This window comes from Flavobacterium cryophilum (genome assembly GCF_048286555.1).
Lineage (GTDB): Bacteria > Bacteroidota > Bacteroidia > Flavobacteriales > Flavobacteriaceae > Flavobacterium.
Genome location: NZ_JBLVPZ010000009.1, coordinates 162761 through 183200, shown reverse-complemented (window position 1 = coordinate 183200; position 20440 = coordinate 162761). Strand labels below are relative to the sequence as shown.

The following is a 20440-nucleotide window of genomic DNA, read 5'->3' as shown; positions in this document are numbered from 1 at the left end:
GGTATTCCTGTGATGTGTTGCATCATTAAATATACAACTTTTCTTCCTTTTATTTTACATTAAGTGTTATATTTGAAAGAAATAAACGGAAGTTTTTTCACAGACTGACGTTGGCAGTAATATTAACGCAGAATAAAAGAAGTTATGAAGTTTTCTGAAAGATTAGGATTTAAAGAAGTAAAAAGCCAACTACAGATTGATTGCATAGATGATGACTTAAAAAACTCATTATGGACTGTATATTTAGAATGCTTTATCAAGAAACTCCCAAATTGGGATAGACAACCTGCATTGACTAATTTTATTCAAAAATTGTGGATTAATTATTTTAAACTTCCGATTGATACTTTACCTGCATATGACAACGGTTTTGTAACAACTGAATATATTACAAAAACTATCCGAAAATATTTTTTTGATATTAAACGTGAATGGTTTGAAATATATGATTTGTTTGAGTTTACTTCAAATTCTGCTCCAGATGATTTTTTTGAAATTACAAATAGGGTTGTAGATAGAGAAAAATCAGCATATAGGTTTATAGATAAAACAATTGTTCAAATAACCTCTAAAGAAGAAATTTCGGAAATTGAGGATGCTTTGGTAAACACAACAAATTTAAATCAGTTAACACACATTTAAGCACTGCTCTTTCCCTATTATCTGACAGAAAAACTCCTGATTATAGAAATTCAATTAAAGAATCTATTTCTGCTGTTGAATCAATTTGCAAAATTTTTACCAAAAATGATAAATCAACACTCGGAGAGGCATTGAATAAATTAGAAAAAAACAATAATTTACATCCTGCACTAAAAAGGAGTTTTTCAGCACTTTATGGATATACGAGTGATGACGGTGGAATTAGACATGCTTTGACAGAAAATGACCTAGAAGTGGACTTTCATGAAGCAAAATTCCTATTAGTTACATGTAGTGCATTCACTAACTATTTGATAAGTAAGATCTAAAATACTACCGCCAACACACGCTACAAGCAATTTGGGGATTTGGCTTAATGGAAAAATTGGTTTGTATTTGGAAGATTTGGTAAATCCGAAAAATGAGTTTAATTTAATCCCAAACTGCTTGTAGCGCGAGAACGTCAGGCTGTGAAAAAACTACTTTAAATTTAGAAAGTCTTCGGAGGGCTACCAAAGAAAAAGCTCAAATAGGGCATTCTCAAGAGGTTGATTTTAGTTTTTTCACAGACTAACGTTGGCGGTGATTTTGAGAAAAACGAGAGAATTTAATGATATTTTAAAAATATAAATTATGATAAAGTTTTGGTTAATTGCTATTTTGATTTTTATTATTTCAACATATATATTGTCGAAATTAACTTTGAAATCAAACAGAGAAGAAACTGGTGAACGAATTTGGAAATTTGGGAATGGAAGGTCTGTTTATTGGCGGATTCTTACTTTGTGCAGTTTTGGAATAACTGTTGTAATAATGCTTATTATGCATTGGATAGGAATTCCTATCTTGTAAAAATTAAATATATTTCAAATAAGTAATTTTAAGAAAAATGAATTTAGTATTTCTTTTTCTTAAAATAAAAGTAAATAAAAAAACTACCGCCAACACACGTCTGTAGCGATTTGCGAATTTAGTGGAATTACTGTTTTTTTTATCATATTTTCGTTTAGCCGAAAATACTGGTCTTCGAAAGTCGCAAACCGCTTCAGGCGCGGGAACATTAGTTTGATAAATCCGCTTCTTTTGAAGCGGATTTATTTTTGGTACTATTACGGTTTTGAATGTAAAGTTATTGGTAAGCTATACATTACTCTGACAGGGACACCATTCATTTTTCCGGGAATCCATTTCGGGCATATTTTTAAAACACGTATGGCTTCTTCACCGGTTCCAAAACCAATATCTCGTATGTTTTTTATATCGCTTAAACTGCCGTCTTTTTCTATTATAAAGGTGATGTATACTTTTCCTTTTAAATTAGGTTGTGATGGCGTTTTATAATTTTCGCCCACAAATTTGTAAAATTCTGATATTCCTCCCGGAAATTCTGGTTTCTCGGTTATTCCGGCAGTATTATAGACTTCATTTTCGCCTTTTTTGACTAAATGATTTTCAGAATTGAATGTGTCTATTTCAATTACTTCGGGAGCTCCTTTGCTTAAAGTCGCCAGAAGTTCCTCATTTGTAGGCAATCTTTTTTGTTTGGATAAGATGGAAGGTATAGCTCTCTTTTCTACAGGAGTTAGTTCATTGTATTTTTTTTCGCTTGCAACCTTTCCTTTTTCATCTTTAATTTTAAAAGTAGTTTTGTCGTAATACGTTTTAAATAAATTTTCTGATTTTTTAGGAGTAGTTTCTTTTTTCAAAGTGGTTTCTTGTGCAACGACTTTCGTACACAGTAAAAATAATAATGTAGCTACTATCGGCATGAGCATTGCTTTTTTTAATACAGCTTCAGTTTTTGATGTGGTTTTTGTCATCATGAGTAATCGTTTTTTAGTTATTAAATAATTCAAATTACTGGCCAAGTAAAAAGTTTGGTTCTCGTTTGCTTTCGATAGTAATAAAGATTGGTAGAACGGAACGTTATTATAAGATGTCACTACCTTCTCGTCAGCAAGAAATTCGTGATTGAGTTGTATTGCTTTTTTGTAAAAAATAAAAATAGGGTTGAACCAAAAAATGGTTTTCAATATTTCGATGAATAAAATATCCAAAGTATGTTTTTGGGTTACATGCATGAGTTCGTGTGTGTACAATTCAGCCTCTATTTCACGGTTGTTGTATTCCGTTTTGTTGATGAAAATAGTATTCAGGAAAGTATGTGGTAGCGTTTTTTCAGGAACCAAAATTAATTTGGCATTCTTATATTCAATTGGCGAATTCGATTTCATTTTAGATGAAATCTTGATGATATTGCTGATAAAACGTATTGCCAAAATAAATGTTACTAGACCATAGAAACTCCATAATCCTATTGCTAAATAGTTTGTTTCTTCTAGTACTACTGCGCTTCCTTGCAGTATCTGGATATTTCCCGGATTTACTGTAGGTTGTGCTATTTTCTGAATAACTTCGATGGTTATAAATGGAATCACCATCGAAAAAACAAGACTGAACAATAAGTAAAACCTATTGAATACATGCATTTTTTCTTTTTCCAAAAACAAATAATACACTGCCAGTAATACGAATAAAGTAATTGTCGATTTGATTAAAAAGTCGCTCATTTTTTCTTTTTTTGAATTTCACTGTCGATTATCTTCTTAAGTTCTTCCAGTTCCGATTGCGATAAATTAGTTTCGGTGGTAAAGAAAGAAGCAAATTGCGATGCCGAATTGTTAAAAAAATTACTTATCAATCCGTTGACGTGTTTTGAGAAATAATCGGTTTTCTTGACCAAAGGGTAATATTCCCGCGAGTTTCCAAATTCATTGTAGGCTACAAATTGTTTGTCAATCATTCTTTTCAATAAAGTAGCCACGGTTGTGGTTGCCGGTTTTGGTTTTGGATAGGCTTCCAGCAAGTCTTTCATAAAGGCTTTCTCAAGTTTCCAAAGGTGTTCCATTAGTTGTTCTTCGGCGTTAGTTAGTTGTTGCATGTTTATTTTTTATTTGGTGTAAATTTCTTGAATTGGTATCCCTTTTTCATAGATTTTGGTTCCAAGTAAAATCCCTTCGGAGTCGTAAAATTTCCATTGTCCTGTGGGTTGCCATTCGGTTTTTGAATTTATAATGGCCTTATTGGATACACCTATTTGTTGTATCGTTCCAGTGTTGTGGTATTTGATAATGTGGCAACTGTTTTTTTTATACTTTTCTTTTGAAAGTAATTTATCGCTCATGAATGCTCTCCAAGTTCCTGTTTTATCTCCTTTTTTGTATCTTCCTGTTGTGATGGACGTGCTGTTCAAGAATTTCTCACTTTCAATCCATTTGCCTGTTTTCAATCCGTTTTTGGTTTGATTTATTTTACAGCTCGTGAGGCTTATGCATAAAAGAAGAATGATAATTTTATAAGGATTTTGGACTTTCATATTCTACAGATTAAAACATTGCTCTACAAATGTAGAATATAAATTGAAATAAACAAATTTTTATAAAAAATATATTGGTCGTCAGGGATTTGCGTTAAGGATGGGAGTGGAAATCCTTTTTATCCGCCTTTTCGGCGGATAAAAAGATTGAGAACGGACAGCCTGACCCGCTATTTTCAGCGGGGAACGCCCAAAAAAAATCCGCCCTGTTTAGAGCGGATGTAGGTTCTGGATACTTTTTTGTTCCGTTTCTCTTTACAAAAAAACTCGAACGGACGGTATCGCTAAATATTATTTAGAAAGTTCTACAAAATATTTATAAAACAACGGAATGGTTTCAATCCCTTTCAGGTAATTAAAGATTCCGAAATGCTCGTTTGGCGAGTGAATGGCATCACTGTCCAGACCAAATCCCATCAAAATGGTTTTGCTTTTCAGTTCTTTCTCAAATAAGGCAACAATGGGAATACTTCCGCCGGAACGCACCGGAATGGAAGGGACTCCAAAGGTTTCGGTATACGCCATATTCGCAGCTTTGTATCCAATACTGTCTGTTGGGGTCACATAACCTTGTCCGCCATGATGCGGTTTTACTTGTACGGTAACGCCGGCAGGAGCAATGCTTATGAAATGTTTAGTGAATAGTTCCGTGATTTGTTCCCAGTCTTGATTAGGAACTAAACGCATAGAAATTTTTGCGAAAGCCTTGCTCGCAATAACGGTTTTGGCACCTTCGCCAGTGTAGCCGCCCCAGATTCCGTTGACGTCCAGCGTAGGGCGAATGGAGTTTCTTTCGTTGGTTAAATAGCCTTTCTCGCCAGATATGTCATTTAAGTCTAACGCTTTTTTGTAATTTTCTAAATTGAAAGGTGCTTTGGCCATTTCGGCTCTTTCTTCCAGCGATAATTCTGCTACAGCATCATAAAAGCCAGGAATGGTAATGTGGTTGTTTTCATCATGAAGCGAAGCAATCATTTTGGCTAAAATATTGATTGGATTGGCAACTGCTCCGCCATAAAGTCCAGAATGTAAATCACGGTTTGGTCCCGTTACTTCGACTTCTACATAACTTAATCCACGTAATCCTGTTGTAATTGATGGTTGTTGATTAGAAATCATTCCGGTGTCCGAAATTAAAATCACGTCATTCTTTAGTTTTTCCTGATTGCGTTCTACAAACCAGCTCAAGCTTTTGGAGCCAATTTCCTCTTCGCCTTCAATCATGAATTTTACATTACAAGGCAAAGTATTCGATTGAACCATATATTCCAACGCTTTCACGTGCATGTACATTTGGCCTTTGTCATCGCAAGCGCCACGGGCAAAAATAGCGCCGTCAGGGTGGATTTCGGTTTTCTTGATTACAGGCTCAAATGGAGGAGAAGTCCATAACTCCATAGGATCTGGTGGTTGAACATCATAATGACCATAAACCAAAATGGTTGGCAGGGATTTATCTATGATTTTTTCACCGTAAACAATTGGGTATCCCGGTGTATCGCAAATTTCCACGAAATCACAGCCTGCTTTTTCTAAACTGGCTTTTACGGCATCAGCTGTTTCAAAAACATCGTGTGAATAAGCGGTGTCGGCACTTACGGATGGGATTTTTAATAATTCGATTAACTCGTTGATAAAGCGATCTTTGTGTTCTTGAACGTAGGCTTTAATATTTTCCATTATTTGAATTTATTTATAATTTCAAAAGTACAAAAAAGAGTATGAATAATTTTTGTCAAAATTGCTTTGAAAATTGGAAGTTATGTTTATCTTTGCACCCACAATTGCGCGGATATGGTGAAATTGGTAGACATGCCAGACTTAGGATCTGGTGCCGCAAGGCGTGTAGGTTCGAGTCCTATTATCCGCACTTTAAAAACCCAAAATACTAGTAATTAGTGTTTTGGGTTTTTTGTTTTTTAAAGTTGCCCAACTTGATATATAAAGGAAATAAATAAGCGTAAAAATATTTTTATAATGAAATTAAGTTTAAAAAAAGTAGTCAGTTTATTAGTTGTCATCGTTTTGTTTTCCAGTTTTGATTGTAATGATAAAAGTGGAGTAAGCCAAAAGCTAGTCATAGAAAACACACTTCAATTTGACCGGAGCGAAATTGTAACAATAAATCTGAAGGAATACAAAGGTCTTGCTGAGATTAAAATTTTTAGAAATCTATTGGTTAAAGATGAAAAAGGGAATCTATTGGTTACTCAATTAATAGATTCTAATCAGGATGGAACTCCTGATGAATTATTGTTTCAAGTGACTGTACCCGCATTATCTAAAATGATTTATACTGTTTTTTCGGATTTAAAATCAATTCAAAAAAGCCCAACAAGTTTGCTTGCTACCTTTGGGCGTTTTGTTCCAGAGCGAATCGATGATTTTGCTTGGGAAAATGATAAAGTAGCTTTTCGTACCTATGGGCCGGAAGCCCAACGATTAACCGAAGCAGGAAGAACTGATGGTACCCTTTCGAGTGGAATTGACATTTGGTTAAAAAAAGTTAATTATTCTATCATTGATTCTTGGTATGCTAAAAATGTAGTGTCTCCAGGATATTATCATGTTGAGCACGGTGAAGGATATGATCCCTATCATGTTGGAAGTAGTAGGGGTAATGGTGGAACAGGAATTTGGGAAAAAGATAGTTTATACATTTCAAAGAACTATGTAAAATACAGAATAATTGCGACAGGCCCTTTACGGACAATTTTTGAATTGGATTATGCACCTTGGAGTAAATATGGAGTGAGGGAAACTAAAAGAATTTCTCTTGATTTGGGTTCTAACTTTTCAAAATTTGAAAACGCGATAAGCTCAAACGATAAAATTCCTAATTACACCCTTGGAATTACATTACATAAAGAACAAGGTGTAGCTAAAATTAATGCACAAAAAGGGATTTTTCGTTATTGGGAACCAATCGATAATTCTTTTGTAGGAGAAGGAATTGTTATAGACCCAATTGTAGTAAAAACGGCGATTAATAACCACTCAAAATCAGTTGATCAAAGCCAAATTTTAGTGGTGACAGAGCCTAAAAACAATAAATTAATTTATTATGTGGGTTTTGCATGGTTGAAAAGCGGTCAAGTTCAGTCTGTTGAAGATTGGGATATGATGTTAGAAAAACAATCCAAATTAATTCAAAATCCACTTATAATTAAAATATAGTTACGAAAAGTTGAGCTTTTGTTGAACAAATAGGTTTTTGGAACAGCAGCATTAATGGTTCTTTCTTCGGGTCTTTCTTTTTTTCTAGTCAATCATTGAAGAATGGAAATGCTCTTTAACCTTCTGATTTCTCAAAACCTTGGGTTTCCTAACAGTGAATAAATGACACCTTTTAGAACAACTATAACGAGTGCAAATTCATAGTGAAATTACGGGGCGGGTTTATTATATTGGAAATACAGGTAAACTAAAGTGTTTTCGGTTTGGCACAGTTTTGATAAAACTGAACCTTTGTAATAAACAAAAAAACTGTCTGAAAATTACTTTGCGGACAGCCTCTTAGTGCGGAAAACGACAGTTAACTTTTATATTTTATTTGCAACTTTGTGCTTACTCCCGTTTTAACTTTAGATATTTAATTATATTTTACAATCCTTTTTTCTCCATTGTACATAGTGATGCTCACTTCATTCGATTTTTCCGAATATTTAATTTTATTTACAGGAAGTAGTTCTTGTTCAGTCCATTTTTCACCGGATTTTTTCCATAACATTAAAGTAGCATAAATAGTTGCCTTTTCTTTTTGTGGTATAAAATTATCGGTGACATTTAGTACCACGCTTTCCATTGCTGCAGGGTTTGAACCATTGGTTACAACCACTTCTGTTTTACTCCATCCTAAAAGAGGAATTACAGCCAATTGGTATTTACCATTGTCAATAATGGTCACTTGATGTCCTTTTATTTTATCGACAGTTGTTGTGATTTCTTCTTCCAATTTTGGCAAAGCATAATGTCCTAATCGCATAGAGACTGCTTGAGTACTATTATTGCGATCAATTCTTAAAATACCATTAGATAAAGGAATCTCAGTCAAATTCATTTTTACATTTTCATCGCTTTCTAAAACTGCGTCACGATAATAAATGCCCTTTTCAAATTTACTAAATGTATATATAATCGAAACGGCTCCCATTCCTGATTTTTATTTTTGAAAACATAATTCATTGCTACTTCTCCATTCTCACCATCCGCCTGCCAAGGAAAAGCACTATTATAAGATAACCGATTATAGTTTTCAGTTGATCTAAATCCTTGCCAATCGTTTTTTTTCTTTTCGTGACACCAAGCTCTAATCTCGGAAGCTCCTATTTGTGGATAATTTGTAATTAATGTTTTTGAACCTTCTTGAAACTTATTATAAACAGTGTCATTTTTGAATTCCGTTTCCCAAGGACCTTCATTTTCTTTTGCTGTCCAAAAAGGATTACTATCTGGTAATAATAGCCCTAAAAAAGCTTTTCCCATCCAATACACACTACCTCTGCAACTATACACTTGTACGGCAGGTTCAAAAGCTCCATAAAAACCTAGCGTTGGCACATTGTCTTCCATAAAATCCGGATGTTGTAAAAATTGTTTTAAAACTCCAGATGAAATTCTTCGCAACCACCCATTATTGACAATTGCATCCTTTTCTAACCCCATAAAAGGTAAGGCTGCAATAGATGCAATTCGATAACTAATACTGCGACCAAACATAATCATCTCCCCATTACGACTAAACATAAAAGGATAATTTGAATTAAGATCTTTGAAATTATTTCTGAATTTTATTGCATATTCTGGATAATATTTATTTCCAAAATATTCAGACCATAAGGCTCCATAGAGTTGAAATCCCCACATACTGTAGTAATCATAAGCCGGATTATCATTGTACCAGCCCTGACCTCTATAATCGTCTAATGATTTTTGCAAATATTCAACCAATAATTTTTCATTCACTTTATAGCCTTGTTCTTTGAAAAAACTCAAAACAAAAATATTGAAAAATTTCCAATTGGAAGCTATTGTAGGGCCATCCCCATAGCTAAGCATTGATTGCGCTAAAGTATCCTTTTGTTCTTGAGACAATGGATCCCACAAGACCTCAGGATTGGTTAACATAGACATCGTCAATGCTCCATATTCTACTAAATTCTGACTCGGTCCACCATTTTTAGATCTTGGGACAATATAGGATGGACTTTTAGGATCAATAAGTTTACATATTTGATGTCTGTAATAATCGCCAACTTTAATATTATGGATCACCAGATTGGGATTCTCTTTTAAAAGCGGAGAAGCTATAAATAAAGTTCTACTCAATCCCTCTAATTTTTCTGTCGGAACTTTACTTTCATCTAAAGGATAACTTTTTCCGAGTTGTTTTGGGAACTTCATCGGATCATCCAGATTATGGATATAACTAAAGGCACCTTCTAATAAATAAAGTGCTGCATCTTTCCAGTGCTTTTTAGTCATTCCTGTATGAGGGCTTAACCCGTAATCGGGATTTACAATTTTAAAAATGTTGTCGCTATTTGTTTTCTGAACCATTTCCTGCTGTGCAAATACTGATGAACAAAATAGAGATACTAAAAAAAGGAGACTTATAATTTTCATGAATAATAGATTAGTTTAGAATGAATTCTTTACTTTTTTATATGTTTTTAATTTTGATGGAGTAGTGGGGATACTTTTTTTTGTGATTCAGCCCTAAATAATTATCAGTACAATCTATAAATTTAAAATTGGTAATTAACAGAATCTGTGTTCCTACATTAAATAATCTATTTGTATGGTTTAAATTTAAATTTCTGATCCTTATTTCAAAAAAATTAATCCTTTGCCGAAAATATAAATATGGTATCTATATTTCAAGGTAAATTTACAAATGCTTATTCCATCAACTAAAGTGTGTTTTGTCTCTTTCTACTCCTGTGCCGGTTCTAAGTGTCATAGGTCTATTCTCTTCCCCTATTAATTCTCTCACTTTTTTCATCTAAACAAAATTGAATGTGATATCTCCTGCCGTTACAGATGGAGCATTAGCCCATTCTGGTAAAAAAGCAGGGTGTTTAGATTTATCAAATGCGTTTTGCCATTCTGCCCCCATTGCATGGGTTTCAATATTAGCTTCATCTACCACATAGAAGCCATACTCATCACATAAATCATAAAAATGTGGATCGTGTGGATAATGACTCATTCGAATCGCTGTTCTTTCATCAATTGAAGATCCTTAAGCATCATGTCGTTATCTGACACGTGTCCTTTTTCATCGTGATGTTCATGAATATTAACTCCTTTTACCAAAATAGATTTCCTGTTTACCATTAACTGGGCATCTTTGATTTCTACTTTTCTAAAGCCCGCTTTTTTAGAAACAACATCAATTACTTCCCCTTTCTCATCAGTCAAAGTCAAGGTGTATCTGTATAAATTTGGAGTTTCATCAGTCCATTGTTTAACATTTTTGATTGTTTTTTCAAAACTGATTTTTTGGCTTCCAGAAGTGGCTTTCTTTTCTTCTGAAAAAATTTGATTTCCGTCAACGTCAAATAACGCAGCTGATGGTGTTGGCTTTTTGATATTGCTTTTGGCAAAATATTTAAGATTTACAGCCACGCTGAACAACCCGTTTTTATATTGATTGTCTAATCCGCTATTTACAGAATAGTCCCAGATACTTGTTTTCGGCAAGGCTTGCAAAGATACATTATGCTCAATACCGCTTAATCTCCAAAAATCCTGATCTTCTAAATAAGTACCCATTTAAGCTTTTGTAAAACGCTGATTTTTCCGGATTATTTGCTTCGGCCAAAGTCTGGTTTTCATACAAAATAAAAGTGCTGCGTCCTGCTTCTTTATTTCTATCAAAAACCTATGGGTTTTCCCATTTATTAGAAGTCTTTTGTGCAAAATTGATTTGTATGCTTAAAAACTACAATAGTGCTATTACTTTATTTTTCATCTTATCTTTTTCTGGATTACATTAAAATTACTTTCCGTGGTAATAAACGCTGCACTTAATTTTTAATCTATTTGACTTGTTTTTTATATCTCAACATTGCTTCTACTAAATAATAGTCACCATACGTTAAAGGAACATTTATTTCAGATTTTTCAGGAATATGTCCTACGCCATGTTTTAACAAAAACCCCCCATTCGTCCCTTCTTCAGCTATATATTCTTTAGAGGTTAATGTTTTGAGAATTATTTTCGCAACTGTAAAATATTTTTTTGAAGTGTCTTTATCAACATACGTACCTAATTCTAATAAAGCTGAAGCAATGATGGCTCCAGCAGAAGAATCTCTTAAAGCATCCGGTATATTTGGGGCATTAAAATCCCAATAAGGCACTTTATCTTGTGGTAAATTTGGATGATTTAAAATAAATTCAGCGCTAGCAACTGCTTGATCTAAATACTTTTTATCTTTCGTAGCTCTATACATTAGTGTATAACCGTACAATCCCCACGATTGACCTCTTGCCCATGCGGATTCATCAGCATATCCTTGAGCCGTTCTTTTTTGTTTTACATCGCCTGTTTTACTATTGTAATTTACGACATGGTAGGAACTATGATCTTCCCGAAAATGGTTTTTCAAAGTGGTATTTGCATGTTTTACCGCAATGTCATAATAGCGTTGATCCCCACTGTATTCGCTAGCCCAAAAAAGAAGTTCTAAATTCATCATATTATCTATGATTACCAGATAACTGTTATCCGGAGAATCCCAAGATTTAATACAACCCACTGTCTCATCAAAGCGTGAGCCCAATGATTTTGCACTATTCATCAATATTGTTGCATATTCTGGTGTTGGATTTAAGCGATTGGCATTTCCAAAACTACAAAACATCATAAACCCAAGATCGTGCGTTGTTGTATTATATTGCTCTTTTTTTAAATCTTGTAAAACTCGGTCTATCTCCTTTTTAAAGACGGGGATTTTGGCTACTTCATCTAAATAGATAAGCGTTCCAGGATAAAAACCACTGCACCACCACTCTGATTTACTGGTTTCTAGTTTGTCTTTATTGGCATAATACGTTTTTGGATAACGATCTACAGGCAATCTTTTCATCATGTAATTATATTGAATAACACCTCGATTTAGTGTCAAATCAATCTGCTTTTCTAATTTATTTACTGCACAAGAACTAAATAATAAAGTTGCTCCAGCTAATATAAACAGGCTCCTTTTTGTTTTTTTTTCTTTTTGTAAAAACATTTGATAAAAGTATTTCTTCATTATTATCGTTTTATAAATTAGTTAGGTAAATGATTGATTTGCAAAACACTAACAATGCTAGGCACTGTGTTTGTTAATCCTTCACCATCAATTTGTGTAACATTTTGTGAAAAAATATGTAACTTTTTTTTATTTTTCCAAAGTGAGATGTCATAATTAGGTTCCCATTGCCCTACAGAATCAGTTGTTAAATCAACTATTTTCCAATTGGCTTTGTCATTCAAATTCCTGACTGCAATTGAAATTTTGTTTCCTCTTTCTTCATCTCTGAAAAGAATATACAATAGTGGATTGCTTCCTTTATCATCAATAAATATATCGGGTCTTGAGATAGGAATTTGTTTTGTTCCACCGCCCCCCAAATAAAAGGGAGTTTTTCTGAATCGTGTATTTATTTTTTTCCAATTCCCTTTCTCCAAATAGACAATTTGATATTGCGGAATTTCGTTTTCACTCCAATAGCTTACTATGTAAGGATTTCCATTTTTATCTGTAGCCATTGCTGTTTGGTTGATTAAGCTACTTTTTTGAGGAATTTTCCATGCATATTCTGCTGTGGCAGCCGTTATGGGTAAATTATATTTTTCTCCTGTAGATTTTTCCCAAGTTACACCGCCATCTTTTGAACGTGCATAACACAAATCATGATTGGTAGAAACATCCCAACTTTCTCGCCACACCCAAGAAAGATGAATAATTCCTCGATTGTCTATACTGGCTTGCCAATATGCACTTCTTTTCTCTTCTCCGTCTAATAAATTTTGTTGCAACTGAGACCAAATTTTATTTTTTAAATCATAAAAATTAATCACCATATTACCTCTTCCTGAAGAACCCGATCTATAAAAAAAGAGTAAACTTCCATTAGGTAAATTATAAAATTCTGGATACGTCACTTTTAGTTCCTCCTTACCGGTCATAGTTTGTTGTTCTCCAAGTTCTAAGCTGAAAGGACTTTTACTTTTAGCATATCGAAGGTTCGTATCATGATGATCCCAGCTAACATGTAAATAACCCGCACCATCAATAGCAATACTAATATCGTTGTGGGCATCTTTTGTATTTCCTTTATAGGAGGTCTTGACCTTTTCCCAGTTTTGCATGGTTATATTTCGCTTTCCAAGAACGAGATAACTATCTTCATCATAATAAGCTGTAAATTGATATTGATTGTGTGTTGTTAAAGCATTTTTTCTAAATTTAACAGTGTTAACGGAATTATTATTCCATCCAAAACCAAGATCTGTTTGAACCATTTTTTTCGTAGCGCATGCGGATAAACACAACGCCAAACTGTATAAAATAATTTTTACTATTTTACTATTTTTCATTCAATTCTATGTTTGGTTTATTTTTTTAACTTTAAAGCATTGAATATCTAGTTAATTTCTATTAACATTTAATACTGAATCATCGTTCACGTTAAAATCGGTTTAGAATTAAAAAATTGCAATCGATTGCCCAAATATAAATAAAAGCATTAAAAAACCAAATTATTTACTCTAACTAACTTGGTAAAAAAGGCTTTAGTTTAATTTTACCCTTGGATACAATTATTAGAAAGAAATCTATTATATATTTATTAAGATGCCGAAATTCAGTATCTTGAATTTAAAAAAATAACAACACCTAAGTTAAATATAATAAAAAATTATTTCAGAGTTTTGAAGTTCTCAGTTCTTTAAATTGTAATTTAGAATGTAAATTTCGAGTTAGAAGAAAAATTTAAATATCCGATTTAGAGTCGTTTTTAGGTTGGCTGCAGAATTTTTGACAATCGAAAATGAAAACAAGTTATTATTTTAGTTCTTTTAGATTTGTAATTTAGCTTCTGGCTTCCATTGGCGACAATTTTTTTTGGAAGTTATTTTATAAATTAATTAGATTCTTTTAGAAGAATTCCGTTCTATTAAAACCGGCTTTAATATTTCAATACCATCTTGGAAATCATCAATAAGTACATTACTATTTCCTTACATATCTAAATGTCTATCAAAAAAGACAACTGGAGTATGGTTTTTTTTAAAAATCAATAGATTATGATTGTCCTTTGTTTCCATAGAAATGGAGATGATAATACCCATCAACTCTATTCTCCGAAAGGGATTGAGCAATTTTTTGTTCCCTTCTTAAATCCTCAAGAGATTGACAAATAATTATATTATATCCAGCTTCATAAGTTGTTTCTTCGATCCCGGCAATTGCAGAAGAAAAGAAATGATGAGATATTCTAGGGACGATGACACCAATTATGGGTCTTATTATTGCGTGAACTTGAAGCTAATAAATTTTTTTGATACCCCAATTCAGTAGCTTTTGCATTAACTCTATCCTTTGTTTTTTGAGAAACTCTGGGATTATTACTTAAGGCTCTTGAAACTGTAGAGCTATTGACCTTTAACTCTCTAGCAATATCATGTATACTTACTTTACTATTCTTCATTAGATAGTATTATTCAATTCCGATTTAATTTCCTATTTATTAATTCTTAAGTATTCTAACTCCAAAAAATATTGTACAAATTAAAAGCAATTTTTTAAAGCATCCTTTTTATTATAAACAAAATTTTAAGATTTAATAATTTTGATTTCTTGGATGCAATTTTAAAGTAAAATAAATCAATTAGCTCCTAATCAAGACGCTAATTCATCGATTGAATCTTTTGAACAGTTTCTCATTCTAAATTGCGTTTAATTGGTTTACTAAAGCTTTTTAACTAATCAAACACTATAATTTTTGTAATACATTTAAAGATCTTACCCGACCATTGTTCATCAGTTTTAACATTTTATTCAATTTCATTCGATTGATAAGGAGTTGTTGCGCACAAAAAAAAGCTTCTCAATTGAGAAGCTTTTTTTGTATGTATTAGAAATTAGATACGAATTTTGCAATTTCAATAACGCTCTTTTCATCTTTTAAAGAAAAGTTATTTTTTTTTAGGTAAACTGCAATCTCTTCTTTTTTCTCCGGAAAGAGATCTTGAAGTTCTTTCTTATTTTTTGGCATCATAACGGCCGTTTCATTTTTTAAACTCAAATAATACTCGTCATTTGCTTTTACATATCGTGCGGATGTAGCAGGTGAATAGGAATTAATAGCTTCTTTTCCTATCTGCAAATTAATTTTGTCTCTTCTGTATAAATCAACTTCATTATTGTTGAGTAATAGTACTAGATAACCATTTATATCTCGGTCTTTAGTTTTATAATTCGTAAGTTTAATCTTATCCGTAAATGAAATTATAGTTATAGTATTGAAAGGCTCTTTTTTCATTAATGAGAAAACTTCCTTTTTTTCATTTTGTACTTCTATCATATCCGTCATCGCATTATAACGTACCATAATCTGTTGAGGAATACCAGATACCTCAGCTAATCTAAATTCATCAACTAAGTATTCAGATCCTTCTACTTTGGTCATGTCTTTTTTATTCAAAACATCATTTCTGAATAAAGCGCCAGAGGAGGTAGGATCCATAGTATCTATAATTCGTTGTGCATTGCCTATGAATGCCATAAAAAAAAGCAATAGTGTGTTCAGCAATAATTTTTTCATAGTATTTAATTTTTATTATTTAGATTCATTTATCCACGCATTAATTTTATTTTCCAATAATGCTAAAGGCATTACTCCGGATTCCAATACTTTTTCGTGGAATTTTTTAATATCAAATTTAGAGCCCATTTTAGTTTCCGCTTTTTTGCGCAGCTCCATGATTTTTAATTGACCAATTTTATACGACAATGCTTGCCCTGGAATCGCCATATAGCGCTCGATTTCCGGAATTATGCTGGCTTCACTTTCGGCTTCGTTTTCTAATGAATATTTGATGGCTTGCTCTCTAGTCCAACCTTTGGAGTGTAATCCCGTATCAACTACTAATCGAACCGCACGGTGCATTTCATTGCCCAGCATTCCAAAATATTGATATGGATCTTGATACAATCCAAGTTCTTTTCCTAAACTTTCCGTGTATAAAGCCCAACCTTCGCCATAAGCGCCAAACCAATTGAATTTTCTGAAGTCAGGAAGACTTTGATTTTCTTGTTGCAGGGATATTTGAAAATGATGACCCGGAATCGCTTCATGCAAAAACAAATCTTCATCGCCATACATATTATAATTTGCTACATCAGGAATTGGAACATAGAAAATACCAGGACGTGTGCCATCAGCAGTTCCTTGGTTGTACTCCGCACTGGCTGTTTTTTCTCTAAAAGCTTCTGTTCTTCTGATTTCAAATTTCGTTTTGGGTTGCAATGCGAATAATTTATCAACATTTGGTTTAATGCGCGCATAAATGCTTTGAAAGTTTGCGATAACTTCTTCTGGTTTAGTGAAAGGTTTTAATTCTTTTTTGTTTCTAACTTCCTCAAAGAATTCCAATAAAGTGCCCTTAAAGCCTACTTGTGTTTTTACCTTTTCCATTTCTGCATTCAATCGGGCTACTTCTTTTAATCCCAATTCATGAATTTGTTCGGGAGTCATTTCGGTAGTGGTCCATTGTTTTACATACGTGGCATATAAATCTTTTCCAAAAGGCAAACTTCCTATTCCACTGGTTGCTCTGGAGGCAGGAAGATATTCGTTATTTAGGAAATCGGCCATTTTCTTATATTGTGGAATCAGTTTGGTATTGATTGTTGCCGTATATTTTGCCGTTAAATCTTCTTTTATGCTATCAGGGAAAGAGGCAGGCATCAGTTTTATAGCCGAGAAAAATAAATTGTCTTCTATATTTGGCGTAGCCATTTCTGCAAATTGTGGAATCAGTTTTACCGTTAACGATTTTGGTAATACAACACCTTGTGCCATCCCTTTTTTCATGTATACCATCGCCGAATCTATCCAAACGGAATATTTGTCCATTCTTTTCAGGAAATTAGTGTAATCTTTTTCCGTTTTAAAAGGTTGTGCACCGGTTCCTCCTGCAAATTGTCCCATAGTCAGATGCGTTCCCCAAAATTGATGAACAGGAAGCAAATTTGTAGGTTGTTTTAATAGGTCTTTACCAATCTCAACTTCCCATTTTATAATTTCATAACTGTTTTTTTCTTCTTCGGATAAATCCTCTTTTACAACAGCTTTTAAGGCAGTTTGGTATTTGTTAAAAAAAGCTTCCTGTGACTTTCTATAGCTGTCTGTCATTTCAAACTGCAGCTGATCGTTGTATTCACTTTGTCCACTTTGCGTTGCATCCAAAGGGCTCATTGCATTTTTATCGTCAAAATAGTTTTCAGTGATACTGTTGAAACTTTCTTTTTTGTCTTCAGTTTTACAGTTGAACAACAATATAGAAGTTGTTACTGTAATGAAAACCGTGGTTATTTTTCTCATAATGAATGTTTAATAATAGATTGAGCTAATTTATTCTTTTTTTTTTAATTTCAAATGTAAGAATAGTTTTTCGTTTGTAAAGTGTCTTTGTTTGTCATAAAATTTAGTTAACGAGCCGTTGAGCTTCTTGTTTTAAATAGATTTCGGCTAAATTTACTTTTCTAATAAATTACACCTAAATGAAAAAAAAATCCTTTTTTATTTTGTTAGTCATCGGGAACATGCTAACAATTGAAGCACAAGAAAAAAAAGAAAACAACACTATGAATCCATTTTTTAAGCCTTACGACACGCCGTTTAATGTGCCGCCTTTTGACAAAATTAAAAACGAGCATTTTAAACCCGCTATTTTAGAAGGAATCAGCAAGCATGAAACTGAAATTAATGCTATTGCAAATAATACGCAACCGACGACTTTTGAGAATACGATTCTTGCCATGGAAAATGCCGGGGAATTATTGTCGGATGTAAATACGGTTTTTTCTAATTTGAATTCGGCGAATACCAATAAGGAGATTCAGAATATTGCCAAAGAAATGGCGCCAAATCTTTCAGCACACAGAGATAATATTTACTTAAACGAAAAATTATTTGCAAAAGTAAAAACGCTTTGGGATAAAAAAGAAACGTTAGGTTTAAATTTAGAGCAAGCTAAAATTTTAGATAATGCGTATAAAGACTTCGTTCGAAGTGGGGCCAATCTATCAAATACTGACAAAGAAATATTGCGTAAAATAAATGGAGCGCTTTCAATTACTAGCTTAAAGTACGGCCAGAATATTTTGGCAGAGACCAATAAGTATGAGCTGATTATTGATTCCAAAAAAGATTTAGCCGGATTGCCACAAGGATTAATTGATGCCGCCGCTGTTGATGCGAAAGCAAAAGGCAAAGAAGGAAAATGGGTTTTTACCCTTTCTAATTCCAGTGTGATGCCATTTTTGCAATACAGTGCTAATCGTGAATTGCGCAAACAAATTTGGAATGCGTACCAAACCAGAGGCAATCAGGACAATGAATTTGATAATAAGAAGAATGCAGTAGAATTAGCAAATCTTCGTGGACAAAAAGCACGATTGTTAGGTTACAAATCGCATTCCAATTATGTTTTGGAAGAATCGATGGCTAAAACACCCGAAAATGTAAACAAGTTGTTGAACGATTTGTGGAAACCAGCTTTGGAAATAGCTAAAACGGAAGCCGCAGATATTCAGAAAATGATGGCTAAAGAAGGCATAAAAGGTGCTGTGCAACCGTATGACTGGAGATATTACACCGAGAAAATCAGAAAAGAACGTTTTGATTTAGACGAAGAAGAGTTAAAACCGTATTTCAGTTTAGAAAATGTTAGAAAAGGTGTTTTTCAGGTAACCGAAAAATTATATGGAATACAGTTTAAAGCGTTGACTAATGTTCCTAAATACCATGAAGACGCAACCGTTTGGGAAGTTTTAGAAAAAGATGGTAGACATTTGGGTGTTTTGTATATGGATTTTCATCCGCGTGAATCAAAACGTGGCGGTGCTTGGATGACCTCATACCGAAGTCAAAAAACGGTTGATGGAAAACGTGTTGCTCCAGTAGTTTCTATCGTTTGTAATTTTACCAAACCATCAGCAAATGCTCCGGCACTTCTGACTTTTGATGAAGTAACGACTTTCTTTCACGAATTTGGACATTCTCTACACGGATTATTGTCGAATGTGACCTATAAAAGTTTAGCGGGAACAAGTGTTCCAAGAGATTTCGTGGAGCTTCCTTCTCAAATTATGGAGAATTGGGCAGCTGAACCAGAGGTGTTAAAAATGTATGCAAAGCATTATAAAACTGGCGAAGTGATTCCAGAAGCGCTCGTAAATAAATTGAAAAAAGCAGGAACATTTGATCAAGGTTTTGCTACAACGGAATATCTGGCGGCTTCTTTATTGGATTTAGAATACCATTCTCAAACCAAAGACATTACCGTTGATGCAAATACTTTCGAAAAAGCAGCAATGACAAAAATTGGATTAATACAATCCATAATTCCGAGATACCGCAGTACATATTTCAGTCATATATTCTCTGGAGGATATTCTTCTGGATATTATAGCTACATCTGGTCAGGAGTGTTAGACACGGACGCTTTTGAAGCATTCAAAACAACTACTTTGTTCAATCCTGAAAAAGCCAAATTATTCCGTGAGAATGTATTGGAAAGAGGAGGAACCGAAGATCCCATGGTTTTGTACAAACGTTTCCGTGGTGCCGAACCAAGTATTGAACCGTTATTAAGAAAACGTGGTCTGGACAAAAAAGCGGAACCGCTTAAAAAAGTGAAAGGATAAACTAATTTTCTGCTTAGTTATAAAAAAAACCCTACAACATAAATAATGTGTTGTAGGGTTTTTTCTTTCTCTTAAATTTGTGTCTATCCGTGATACACGCGGGAAGCAATAATTTTGTCTTCTCTTATATCCAGTACTTCAGCCACCAGCAAATCCGCTTCGCCAGTAACGGTTCTTATATATTCCATAAAAACACGGTCTCCATTGGCAGTAACCGATTTTACTTTGTAATTTAAACTGGGTAACCGCTCAAAAGCATCTTGCCACCATTCTCGCAGGGCCTCCTTACCGGTAACAAAACCGTTACTTTCGGGTTTGTACATTTTTAGTTTTGGACTAAAATGGACGGCATCTTCGTCATACAAAGACAATAATTTTTCTACTTCTTTATTGTTAAAAGTTTCAAACCATTTAAATGCAATTGATTGTAATTTTTCTGGTGTCATACTACGGTAGGAATGAATTTTTAATTAAAAAAATCCCATTTCGT

At 33.5% G+C, this 20440-nt stretch carries 15 protein-coding genes, 1 tRNA gene and 1 pseudogene; 4 read left to right on the top strand and 13 right to left on the bottom strand.

Annotated elements, in window-relative coordinates; all coding sequences use genetic code 11:
- Positions 1–144: 144 nt before the first annotated feature.
- Positions 145–642 (top strand): AbiJ-NTD4 domain-containing protein, encoded by a 498-nt coding sequence (locus ACNQGJ_RS13605; RefSeq protein WP_417973357.1) that lies wholly within the window; start codon positions 145–147, stop codon positions 640–642.
- A 1109-nt stretch (positions 643–1751) separates the two neighbouring features.
- Here the strand turns inward: ACNQGJ_RS13605 and ACNQGJ_RS13600 are convergent.
- From ACNQGJ_RS13600 to ACNQGJ_RS13585, 4 genes are all read right to left on the bottom strand, one after another.
- On the bottom strand, positions 1752–3212 hold the full coding sequence (locus ACNQGJ_RS13600; RefSeq protein ID WP_417973359.1) for a M56 family metallopeptidase: 1461 nt from the start codon (positions 3210–3212) through the stop codon (positions 1752–1754).
- A complete protein-coding gene (locus tag ACNQGJ_RS13595; protein ID WP_417973361.1) occupies positions 3209–3583 on the bottom strand; it encodes a BlaI/MecI/CopY family transcriptional regulator in 375 nt (124 codons plus the stop codon). The genes ACNQGJ_RS13600 and ACNQGJ_RS13595 overlap by 4 nt, the downstream gene beginning before the upstream one ends.
- A gap of 9 nt (positions 3584–3592) precedes the next feature.
- Complete coding sequence (locus ACNQGJ_RS13590) at positions 3593–4018, bottom strand: hypothetical protein (protein ID WP_417973363.1); 426 nt, start codon at positions 4016–4018, stop codon at positions 3593–3595.
- 291 nt (positions 4019–4309) lie between these two features.
- Positions 4310–5698: a dipeptidase gene (locus ACNQGJ_RS13585; protein ID WP_417973365.1), complete on the bottom strand. Its 1389-nt coding sequence runs from the start codon at positions 5696–5698 to the stop codon at positions 4310–4312.
- Between the two features lie 108 nt (positions 5699–5806).
- Between ACNQGJ_RS13585 and ACNQGJ_RS13580 the strand changes: the two genes are divergently transcribed.
- Positions 5807–5888 (top strand) — tRNA-Leu (locus tag ACNQGJ_RS13580).
- 107 nt (positions 5889–5995) lie between these two features.
- Positions 5996–7195: a DUF4861 family protein gene (locus tag ACNQGJ_RS13575; RefSeq protein WP_417973367.1), complete on the top strand. Its 1200-nt coding sequence runs from the start codon at positions 5996–5998 to the stop codon at positions 7193–7195.
- Between the two features lie 415 nt (positions 7196–7610).
- On the opposite strand, the gene ACNQGJ_RS13570 is transcribed toward ACNQGJ_RS13575, so the two are convergent.
- From ACNQGJ_RS13570 to ACNQGJ_RS13535, 8 genes and pseudogenes are all read right to left on the bottom strand, one after another.
- Positions 7611–8078, bottom strand: coding sequence for a hypothetical protein (locus ACNQGJ_RS13570; RefSeq protein ID WP_417973369.1), 468 nt, complete (start codon positions 8076–8078; stop codon positions 7611–7613).
- 20 nt (positions 8079–8098) lie between these two features.
- On the bottom strand, positions 8099–9643 hold the full coding sequence (locus tag ACNQGJ_RS13565) for a DUF2264 domain-containing protein (RefSeq protein WP_417973371.1): 1545 nt from the start codon (positions 9641–9643) through the stop codon (positions 8099–8101).
- Positions 9644–10022: 379 nt separating this feature from the next.
- Positions 10023–10795 (bottom strand): annotated as a pseudogene (locus ACNQGJ_RS13560) (glycoside hydrolase family 2 TIM barrel-domain containing protein).
- Positions 10796–11061: 266 nt separating this feature from the next.
- Complete coding sequence (locus ACNQGJ_RS13555; protein WP_417973373.1) at positions 11062–12282, bottom strand: glycoside hydrolase family 88 protein; 1221 nt, start codon at positions 12280–12282, stop codon at positions 11062–11064.
- A gap of 17 nt (positions 12283–12299) precedes the next feature.
- Positions 12300–13613: a BNR repeat-containing protein gene (locus ACNQGJ_RS13550; protein ID WP_417973376.1), complete on the bottom strand. Its 1314-nt coding sequence runs from the start codon at positions 13611–13613 to the stop codon at positions 12300–12302.
- An 899-nt stretch (positions 13614–14512) separates the two neighbouring features.
- Positions 14513–14725, bottom strand: a complete 213-nt coding sequence (locus ACNQGJ_RS13545) for a LacI family DNA-binding transcriptional regulator (RefSeq protein WP_417973378.1) — start codon at positions 14723–14725, stop codon at positions 14513–14515.
- A 426-nt stretch (positions 14726–15151) separates the two neighbouring features.
- Positions 15152–15841, bottom strand: a complete 690-nt coding sequence (locus ACNQGJ_RS13540; RefSeq protein ID WP_417973380.1) for a hypothetical protein — start codon at positions 15839–15841, stop codon at positions 15152–15154.
- Positions 15842–15856: 15 nt separating this feature from the next.
- On the bottom strand, positions 15857–17623 hold the full coding sequence (locus ACNQGJ_RS13535; RefSeq protein WP_417973382.1) for a DUF885 domain-containing protein: 1767 nt from the start codon (positions 17621–17623) through the stop codon (positions 15857–15859).
- Positions 17624–17802: 179 nt separating this feature from the next.
- Here ACNQGJ_RS13535 and ACNQGJ_RS13530 point away from each other — a divergent pair, with 179 nt between their 5' ends.
- On the top strand, positions 17803–19950 hold the full coding sequence (locus ACNQGJ_RS13530) for a M3 family metallopeptidase (protein ID WP_417973384.1): 2148 nt from the start codon (positions 17803–17805) through the stop codon (positions 19948–19950).
- Positions 19951–20033: 83 nt separating this feature from the next.
- Here ACNQGJ_RS13530 and ACNQGJ_RS13525 read toward each other — a convergent pair whose 3' ends face one another.
- Positions 20034–20396, bottom strand: a complete 363-nt coding sequence (locus ACNQGJ_RS13525) for a nuclear transport factor 2 family protein (protein ID WP_417973386.1) — start codon at positions 20394–20396, stop codon at positions 20034–20036.
- Positions 20397–20440 lie beyond the last annotated feature (44 nt).

Bases quoted from the DNA above. Each gene is read 5' to 3' on its own strand.
- ACNQGJ_RS13600 (WP_417973359.1), bottom strand. From the start codon at position 3,212: ATGAGCGACTTTTTAATCAAATCGACAATTACTTTATTCGTATTACTG.
- ACNQGJ_RS13550 (WP_417973376.1), bottom strand. From the start codon at position 13,613: ATGAAAAATAGTAAAATAGTAAAAATTATTTTATACAGTTTGGCGTTG.
- ACNQGJ_RS13595 (WP_417973361.1), bottom strand. From the start codon at position 3,583: ATGCAACAACTAACTAACGCCGAAGAACAACTAATGGAACACCTTTGG.
- ACNQGJ_RS13535 (WP_417973382.1), bottom strand. From the start codon at position 17,623: ATGAGAAAAATAACCACGGTTTTCATTACAGTAACAACTTCTATATTG.
- ACNQGJ_RS13525 (WP_417973386.1), bottom strand. From the start codon at position 20,396: ATGACACCAGAAAAATTACAATCAATTGCATTTAAATGGTTTGAAACT.
- ACNQGJ_RS13590 (WP_417973363.1), bottom strand. From the start codon at position 4,018: ATGAAAGTCCAAAATCCTTATAAAATTATCATTCTTCTTTTATGCATA.
- ACNQGJ_RS13585 (WP_417973365.1), bottom strand. From the start codon at position 5,698: ATGGAAAATATTAAAGCCTACGTTCAAGAACACAAAGATCGCTTTATC.
- ACNQGJ_RS13605 (WP_417973357.1), top strand. From the start codon at position 145: ATGAAGTTTTCTGAAAGATTAGGATTTAAAGAAGTAAAAAGCCAACTA.
- ACNQGJ_RS13545 (WP_417973378.1), bottom strand. From the start codon at position 14,725: ATGAAGAATAGTAAAGTAAGTATACATGATATTGCTAGAGAGTTAAAG.
- ACNQGJ_RS13540 (WP_417973380.1), bottom strand. From the start codon at position 15,841: ATGAAAAAATTATTGCTGAACACACTATTGCTTTTTTTTATGGCATTC.
- ACNQGJ_RS13570 (WP_417973369.1), bottom strand. From the start codon at position 8,078: ATGAATTTGACTGAGATTCCTTTATCTAATGGTATTTTAAGAATTGAT.
- ACNQGJ_RS13575 (WP_417973367.1), top strand. From the start codon at position 5,996: ATGAAATTAAGTTTAAAAAAAGTAGTCAGTTTATTAGTTGTCATCGTT.
- ACNQGJ_RS13530 (WP_417973384.1), top strand. From the start codon at position 17,803: ATGAAAAAAAAATCCTTTTTTATTTTGTTAGTCATCGGGAACATGCTA.
- ACNQGJ_RS13565 (WP_417973371.1), bottom strand. From the start codon at position 9,643: ATGAAAATTATAAGTCTCCTTTTTTTAGTATCTCTATTTTGTTCATCA.
- ACNQGJ_RS13555 (WP_417973373.1), bottom strand. From the start codon at position 12,282: ATGAAGAAATACTTTTATCAAATGTTTTTACAAAAAGAAAAAAAAACA.